The sequence below is a fragment of the Pseudomonas sp. RIT778 genome, from assembly GCF_019718735.1.
Lineage (GTDB): Bacteria > Pseudomonadota > Gammaproteobacteria > Pseudomonadales > Pseudomonadaceae > Aquipseudomonas > Aquipseudomonas aphyarum.
The window spans coordinates 144634-153431 of sequence record NZ_JAIHBA010000014.1 but is presented as its reverse complement, the minus strand read 5'-3'; the positions used below and the strand labels follow the sequence as shown (position 1 = coordinate 153431).

The following is an 8798-nucleotide window of genomic DNA, read 5'->3' as shown; positions in this document are numbered from 1 at the left end:
AACTCCTCGCCTTCGCGGGCAATCCCTGCCCGCGAAGCAGCACCCGCTGTTCGCCCGCCAACACAACTGTCCGCACCGCAACAGTGCGCCCGCACTTTCCCGGCGCCCGAAATCGTGACCGGCCGGTCACCATTTTGCATCATCGACCCCGCCAAACATGCACTTCGTCGGGGCGCCCCCTCTCCCGAAGCCACGGATTTCGTGAGCCCGCAACAGATTGTCGAACAATTCATCCGATTGGCCTGGCCCGCTCTAGGATCTGGCCTAGACTGGTTTTCGCGGGGTAAAACCGGCCGGTCACAAAGCGGAAATTTTGTCGAAACTTTTGCTGATCGCGACGTGTCATCTGATAGGCAGGGCCAAAGCGACTGGTTCAAGTCTTGCAATGGTCCCCTCACCCATTCTGCTTGCGCGTGTTGGGTAGCGTTTGCTCACCGATGCGTGGCGCGTTTGCGCCCGGCCACAGGACTTGGCCATGGACATCGCTTGTTTAACACAAGAATCAGATCAAAAAAGACGGGAGATTCATATGATCAGTGCGGCATTGGATATTCAGGGAGAGCGTGCTCACCAGCCGGTCGGCGAGTCGAGCACCGTGAGCGTTCCCGGCAGCCGGTCGATCAACGTCCCGGGCACCAAGACGCTGACGCCGGTAGCCAGTCAGAACCCCAACAAGAAAAAAGTGTTGTTCGTGACCTCGGAAATCGCCGATCTGGTGAAGACCGGCGGTCTGGGAGACGTTTCTGCCGCCCTGCCCCGCGCCATGGCGCACCTGCATGACGTCCGGGTGTTGATCCCCGGCTACCCGCAAGTGATGAACAGCGAGAATCCGATCCACATCATCGGCGAACTGGGCGGCCACGCCGCGCTGCCGCCCTGCAAGATCGGGCGCATGGACATGCCTGACGGTCTGGTCATCTATGTGCTGATCTGCCCTGAACTCTACGCTCGCGACGGCGGCCCTTATGGCGCCAACAACGGTCGCGACTGGCCGGACAACCACATCCGCTTCGCCCGTCTGGGCCTGGCCGCTGCCGATATCGCCGCCAACCTCGCACAAATCCACTGGTGCCCGGATCTGGTGCACGCCCACGACTGGCCGGCCGGGCTCGCGCCTGCCTATATGCACTGGCGCGGGCAACGCACGCCGACCCTTTTCACCATTCACAACCTCGCGTATCAAGGCGTGACCAGCCTGGGCTCGTGCCCGGAACTCGGGATTCCCGCCCATGCCCTGCAACAGGAAGGCATGGAGTTCTACGGCAAAATGTCGTTCCTCAAGGCCGGCATGGCTTATTCGAGCCACATCACCACGGTCAGCGCCACGTACGCGCAGGAAATCACCACCCCGGATTTCGGCTGCGGTCTCGACGGTTTTCTCGCTGCCAAGACCCAGCAAGGTTTGCTCAGCGGCATCCCCAACGGCATCGATGAAAGCTGGGATGCCGCCACCGACCCGCATCTATTCGCACCGTTCGCCATCGGCGACTGGGAAGGCAAAGCGGTCAACGCCGCCCATGTGCGCGAACTGTTCGGTCTGCAAGACTCCGAAGGCCCGCTGTTTGCCGTGGTCTCGCGTCTGGTCTATCAGAAAGGCCTCGACCTTACCGAAGCCGTGTCGGAATACATCGTCCAGAACGGGGGCCAGATCGCAATCATCGGCCGTGGCGAACCGGAAGAAGAACAGGCCATGCGCGAACTGGCACTGCGCTTCCCCGGCCAGATCGGCGTGCGCATCGGCTTCAATGAAACCGACGCCCGACGCATGTTCGCCGGCAGCGATTTCCTGCTGATGCCATCGCGTTACGAACCGTGCGGTCTTAGCCAGATGTACGCCCAGCGTTTCGGCTCGCTGCCGGTGGCACGAAATACCGGCGGACTGGCCGACACCATTGAAAACGGCGTCACCGGTTTCCTGTTCAACGAATCGACCGCGGACAGCTACCGCGAAGCCTTGAGCCGCGCATTCAAGGTGTTTGCGTTCCCGGACCTGCTGCACGCCATGCGTTGCCGGGCGATGGCCGCGCCGTTCAATTGGTGCAAGGCGGTCGAACCCTACGCCGAACTCTACGAACAACTGGTGGCCAAGGCGCTGGGTAAAACGCACCACAAATAACCAGGGAGGTTTTCAACGATGCCGTCACGGACACCTGAAAGCTGGCCCCACGGCGCGATCATGCTGGATGCCGACCACACGCAATTCGCGTTGTGGGCGCCGGATGCGTTTTACGTCAGCGTCGAGCTGGGCAACGGCCAGTCCCTGCCCATGCTGCCCCAGGGCGATGGCTGGTTTGTCATCAAGACCCGCTGCCCCGCCGGCAGCCGCTACCGTTTCAATATCGACGGCGAACTGGAGGTGCCCGACCCGGCCTCCAGAGCGCAGGACGGTGACCTCGACCGCCACAGTGTGGTGGTCGATCCGCACCTCTATTCCTGGCGCAACACCACCTGGCAAGGTCGGCCGTGGAATGAAGCGGTGATCTACGAATTGCATGTCGGCGCGCTCGGCGGGTTTGCCGAAGTCGAGCAGCATCTGGCGCGTCTGGCCGGACTGGGCATCACCGCCATTGAACTGATGCCGATCGCGCAGTTTCCCGGCGATCGCAACTGGGGCTACGACGGCGTGCTGCATTACGCGCCGCAGGCCAGTTACGGCACGCCGGAACAACTCAAACACCTTATCGACAGCGCCCACGGTTATGGCCTGGCAGTGATTCTCGACGTGGTCTACAACCACTTCGGCCCCGACGGCAATTACCTGCATCGCTACGCCAAAGGCTTTTTCCGCGAAGACAAACACACGCCGTGGGGCGCGGCTATCGACTTTCGTCGTCGCGAAGTGCGGGACTTCTTCGTCGAAAACGCCTTGATGTGGCTGCTGGAATACCGTTTCGACGGCCTGCGACTGGACGCGGTGCATGCCATACAAAGCCCCGATTTTCTGCCTGAACTCGCACATCGCATCCGTCAGCAGATCGACCCAGCCCGCCATGTGTGGCTGACCATCGAAAATGAACTCAACCAGTCGAGCCTGCTGGAGGAAAACTACGACGCGCAGTGGAACGACGACGGCCACAATGCCCTGCACGTGTTGCTGACCGGTGAAACTGACGCTTATTACGCGGACTATGCGCTGCAACCCACAGAACAACTGGCCCGCTGCCTGAGCCAGGGTTTTGTGTTTCAGGGTCATATCACCCGCCACGGCGAACCCCGTGGCGAGCCGAGTGAGCATTTGCCCTCCACGGCGTTCGTGCTGTTCCTGCAGAACCACGACCAGATCGGCAACCGCGCCTTTGGCGAGCGCCTGCATCAATTGGCCGACCCGCGCGCGGTGGAGGCTGCAACAGCACTGTTGTTGCTGTCGCCGATGATTCCCTTGATGTTCATGGGCGATGAATACGCCGCCGAACAACCGTTCCTGTTTTTCACCAGCCACCATGGCGAACTGGCGAAGCTGGTGCGCGAAGGTCGGCGTAACGAGTTTGCGGCGTTCAGTGCTTTCTCCGATCCGCACAAGCGCGAGCAGATTCCCGATCCGAACGCCGAGCAAACGTTTCACGCCTCACAACCGCGGCTGGTCGGCAGCGGCACAGCTCGGCAACGGGAGACGTTGGCGCTGTACCGCCAACTGCTGCAATTGCGCCATCAATACATCATTCCCAACCTGTCCGGAACGCAGGCACTCGGCGCCCAGGTGCTGGGGCCCGGGGCGGTCAGCGCGCGCTGGCGGCTGGGCGATGGCAGCGAGCTGCGAATCGACCTGAACCTCAGCGATACGCCAGTGGTCAACCTTCCACAGGCTGATTCGGTGTGGCTGTTTCGTCAGCCATCCGACGCTGGCCTGTCGGATGAGGGGCAACTGCCCCCGTATTGCGCGCTCGTCAGCCTCACGGCCGCAACCCCTTTGCCACCCCTGGATGGAGAGCGCCTATGAGCGATGCGCAACTGGAAATTCTCGCCAGCCGAGCCGGCCTTGCCGTCGACTGGATTGACGCCAACGGCCGACCGCAAAAAGTCGCCCCGGCGGTGCTGCGCAATGTTCTGACCGGCCTCGGTCACCCGGCCGGAACGGCCCAGGAAATCGACGCCAGCCTGCTTGAACTGCAACAAGTACAGGAAAATCGCCATCTGCCGCCACTGCTCACTGCCGATGTTGGCGTGGGCGTGGACCTGGCCCGTTATTTCGAACCCGAAACCCCTTGCGAGATTCACCTTGAAGACGGCTCGCGCCTGAGCCTCAAGCTGGATGCCGAGGCCGTGTTGCCCGGCGAGATTCCGGTCGGCTATCAGCAAGTGCACATCGCCGACCAGCAATTCACCCTGGCCGTAGCACCGGAACGCTGCTTCAGCGTGGGTGACGCGGTGGACAGCCCGATCCCTCGCGCGTGGGGCCTGAGCGTGCAGCTTTATGGCCTGCGCCGCCCCGGCGATGGCGGTTTCGGCGACACCCAGGCCCTGGAAGAACTGGCCCGGGTGGCGGGCGAACGCGGCGCCGATGCCCTGGCGATCAGCCCACTGCACGCGATGTTCAGCGCCGACACCGGGCGCTACAGCCCTTACTCACCGTCCAGTCGGCTATTTCTCAATTCGTTGTACGCCGCACCCGGTGCGATCCTCGGCGAACGCGCCCTGCGCGATGCGATTGACGCGGCCGGCCTGACCGATCAGTTCGAGCAACTGGAAAACCTGAAACTGATCGACTGGCCGAAAGCCGCCGAAGCCAAACTGAAACTGCTGCAAGCCTTGTACGACGGCTTCATCAGCGGCGAACACCCGTTGCACGCCGACTTCTCCAGCTTCCGCGATGCCGGCGGAGAAGCGCTGGAAAACCACTGCCGCTTCGAAGCCATTCAGGAAATGCGCGCCGCCCGTGGCGAAAACCTCGACTGGCGCCAGTGGCCCGAGCACTGGCACGACCCACGCGGCGCCGCCCTCGGCGCGTTTGCCGAGGAATACGCCGATCGCATCAGCTACTTCGCGTTCTGCCAGTGGTTGATCCACCGCTGCCTGGAACGCGCCCAGACCGCCGCCCGCAGCGCCGGCATGGGCATCGGCCTGATCGCCGATCTGGCGGTGGGTGCCGACGGTGCCGGCAGCCAGGCCTGGAGCTTTCAGGACGAACTGCTGGCCTCGCTGACCGTCGGCGCGCCGCCGGACATCCTCAATCGCTCGGGCCAGGGCTGGGGCATTTCTGCGTTCTCGCCTGAAGGCCTGGTGCGCAACGGTTTCCGCGCGTTCATCGACATGCTGCGCGCCAACTTCGCCCACGCCGGCGGGCTGCGCATCGACCACGTCATGGGTCTGCAACGGTTGTGGGTGATCCCCAACGGCGCGGTCCCGGCAGACGGTGCCTACCTGTATTACCCGGTGGATGACCTGCTGCGTCTGCTGACCCTCGAATCCCATCGCCATCAAGCGATCGTGCTCGGCGAAGACCTCGGCACCGTGCCCGATGGTCTGCGGGAAAAACTCATCGCCCGGGCCATGCTCGGCATGCGCGTGTTGTTGTTCGAGCAGGACAACACCCATTTCAAACCGATCCTCGACTGGCCGGACAACGCCCTCGCCACCACCAGCACCCACGATCTGCCGACCCTCAACGGCTGGTGGCATGGCCGCGACATCGACTGGAACGCGCGGCTCGGGCTGATCGACGCCAATGGCGAAATCGACTGGCGCCGTTACCGCGAACGCGAGCGTGAAGGCCTGCGCGGCGCCCTGAGCCAGGACCCGCAGAACTTTCGCGAGGAATCCCACGAGGCCGATCAGGTGGTCGACGCTGCTGTGCGTTTCCTCGGCCACACCCGCGCGCCGCTGGTGCTGTTGCCACTGGAAGATGCGCTGGGGCTCGACGAACAGGCCAACCTGCCCGGCACCATCGACACCCACCCGAACTGGTCGCGCCGCTTGCCGGGCACCAGTGAAGCGCTGCTCGACGGCGTTGACGCCGCACGACGCTTGGAACTGCTGGCTTGCGCGCGTCTTCAGGCAGCCGAGCGTGACCGATGAGTGCACTGCCTATCCAGACACTGCGCGCCACGGTCCGCCTGCAATTTCATCGCGGTTTTACCCTCGATCAAGCGGTGCCGCTGGTGCCGTATTTCTCTCGACTCGGCATCAGCCACATTTACGCCTCGCCGCTGCTCGCCGCCCGCGCGGGCTCGATGCATGGCTACGATGTGGTCGACCCGACCCGGGTCAATCCGGAACTCGGCGGCGAGCCGGCCTTGCGCCGCCTGGTCGCCAGCCTTCGCGAACACGGCATGGGGCTGATCCTCGACATCGTCTCCAATCACATGGCGGTCGGTGGCGGTGACAACCCGTGGTGGCTCGACCTGCTGGAATGGGGACGGCTCAGCCCCTACGGCGAATTCTTCGACATTCAGTGGCACTCGCCCGACCCGTTGATGGAAGGCCAGTTGCTGCTGCCATTTCTCGGCAGCGATTACGGCGTCGCGCTACAGGACGCGACCCTGCCGCTGGTGTTCAACGCAGAGAGCGGCACCTTTCATGTCGAGCATTACGAACATTACTTTCCGATCTGCCCCGGCGATTACGGTGAACTGCTCAAATCCGATGACGCCCCGAATGAAGCGCTCAAGGCCCTCGCCGACCGCTTCAGCGCGCTCAGTTACCAGACCGACGCCCGCTCGCTGGCCATCCCGCTCAAGGAAGAACTCCAGCAACTGGCCAGCGACCCGCAGAACCTCGAGGCTATCCAGCGCAACCTGACCCGTTACGACTCGAAGACCGAAGAAGGTTTTCAGCGCCTGCATCAATTGCTGGAGCGGCAAAGCTATCGCCTGGCGAGCTGGCGCACGGCGGCGGATGACATCAACTGGCGGCGCTTCTTCGACATCAACGAACTCGGCGGTTTGCGCGTCGAACGCCCGGCGGTGTTCGAGGCCACTCACGGCAAGATTTTCCAGTTGATCGGCGAAGGCCTGATCGACGGCCTGCGCATCGACCACATCGACGGCCTCGCCGACCCGCGCAGCTACTGCCGCAAACTGCGCCGCCGCCTCGACTATCTGGCGCCGGGCCGGCACTTGCCGATCTACGTCGAGAAGATCCTCGGCGCCGGCGAAACCCTGCCTACCGACTGGTCCGTGGACGGCAGCACCGGTTACGAATTCATGAACCAGCTGTCGCTGTTGCAACATGACCCGGACGGCGAACATGTGCTGGGCGAGTTGTGGAAACGCCGCACCGAACGCCCCGCCGCGTTCATCGAAGAAGCGCAACTGGCGCGCCAGCAGATCCTCAACGGCTCGCTGGCCAGCGATTGCGAAAGCGTCGCCCAGGCCCTGCTGCAAGTGGCGCGCGATGACCTGATGACCCGAGACCTCACGCTCGGCTCGATCCGCCGGGTGTTGCAGGCGCTGATCGTGCATTTCCCGGTCTATCGCACCTACATCACCCCGATGGGCCGCTCGGCGCGGGACGAAGTGTTTTTCCAGCAGGCCATGGACGGTGCGCGGCAGACATTGAGCGAAGCCGATTGGCCAGTGCTGGACTCCGTAGCCGGCTGGCTCGGTGGCCAGCCGTGGCGGCGCAAACCCCGTGGCCGTTCGCGCAAAATCCTGAAGCATGCCTGCGTGCGCTTTCAGCAACTCACTTCGCCGGCCGCCGCCAAAGCGGTGGAAGACACCGCGCTGTATCGCTCGGCGGTGCTGCTGTCGCGCAATGACGTCGGCTACAACACCGAGCAGTTCAGCGCCCCGGTCAGCGACTTTCACGCGGTGAACCAGCAACGTCTGGCGAGCTTCCCGGACAACCTGCTGGCCACCGCCACCCACGACCACAAACGCGGCGAAGACACCCGCGCGCGGCTGGCCGTGCTCAGCGAACGCAGCCACTGGTACGCCGAGCAGATCGAGCTGTGGCGTGCCCTCGCCCGCCCGCTGCGCCATGACGATCAATTGCCGTCGTCGGCGGACGAATTGATCCTCTATCAGGCGCTGCTCGGCAGTTGGCCGCTGGACCTGCGCGACGACGATCAGGCCGGTTTCGCCGACTACGCCAAACGCATCTGGCAGTGGCAACAGAAAGCCCTGCGCGAAGCCAAGCTGCAAAGCAGCTGGAGCGCGCCGAACGAGGCGTACGAAAGCGCCGCTCAGGCGTTCACCGAACAATTGCTGCTGGCCCCCGAAGGCGAACTGCTGCGCGGGGCGCTGGCCAAGACCGTCAACAGCATCGCGGCGGCCGGCGCCCTCAACGGTCTGGCGCAAACCTTGCTGCGCATGACCGTGCCGGGTGTGCCGGATCTGTACCAGGGCAACGAGTATTGGGATTTCAGTCTGGTCGATCCGGACAACCGCCGGCCGGTGGACTACGGCCTGCGCGAACAGACCCTGACGGCGGCGCCTGCAGAGGAACTGTTGTCGGGCTGGCGTGACGGGCGAATCAAGCAGGCCTTGATCGCCCAGGTGCTGCAGTTGCGCACCGAACACAGCGAATTGTTTCGTCGCGGTTCGTACCAGGCCCTCGAGGTGCTGGGCAGCCAGGCGCACAACGTGCTCGCGTTTGCCCGCGAGCATGGGGAGCAACGGGTCATCGTGATCGTGCCGATCCGTTGCGCAACACTGCTGGAAAACAGTGCCCTACCCATGGTCGATGCGCTGCGCTGGGGCGATACACGGGTGGTTTTACCGTTCGACGCCTCTTACGAAAATCCGAAGGGACTTTTTTCGAGCACCGCAGTCACAAAAAACAGGGAGCTGCACGTCAGCGCCGCGCTGGGGGATTTCCCGGTCAATCTGCTTATCCAACACGTCTAGCAGCATGAGTTCAGT

Annotated in this window: 4 protein-coding genes; all 4 read left to right on the top strand. The window is 63.5% G+C overall.

Features of this window, described 5'->3' with window-relative positions; all coding sequences use genetic code 11:
* Positions 1-529 precede the first annotated feature (529 nt).
* The 4 genes from glgA to K5E37_RS11290 are packed head-to-tail and all read left to right on the top strand — an operon-like array spanning position 530 to position 8783.
* The gene (gene glgA / locus K5E37_RS11305; RefSeq protein ID WP_007957578.1) at positions 530-2116 is read left to right on the top strand and encodes a glycogen synthase GlgA; all 1587 of its coding nucleotides are present in this window, start codon (positions 530-532) and stop codon (positions 2114-2116) included.
* Between the two features lie 18 nt (positions 2117-2134).
* Positions 2135-3937, top strand: coding sequence for a malto-oligosyltrehalose trehalohydrolase (gene treZ, locus K5E37_RS11300; RefSeq protein ID WP_221533843.1), 1803 nt, complete (start codon positions 2135-2137; stop codon positions 3935-3937).
* A complete protein-coding gene (gene malQ / locus K5E37_RS11295) occupies positions 3934-6012 on the top strand; it encodes a 4-alpha-glucanotransferase (RefSeq protein WP_221533842.1) in 2079 nt (692 codons plus the stop codon). Before treZ ends, malQ begins: the two co-directional genes overlap by 4 nt.
* Positions 6009-8783: a malto-oligosyltrehalose synthase gene (locus K5E37_RS11290; RefSeq protein ID WP_221533841.1), complete on the top strand. Its 2775-nt coding sequence runs from the start codon at positions 6009-6011 to the stop codon at positions 8781-8783. The genes malQ and K5E37_RS11290 overlap by 4 nt, the downstream gene beginning before the upstream one ends.
* Positions 8784-8798: the final 15 nt, after the last annotated feature.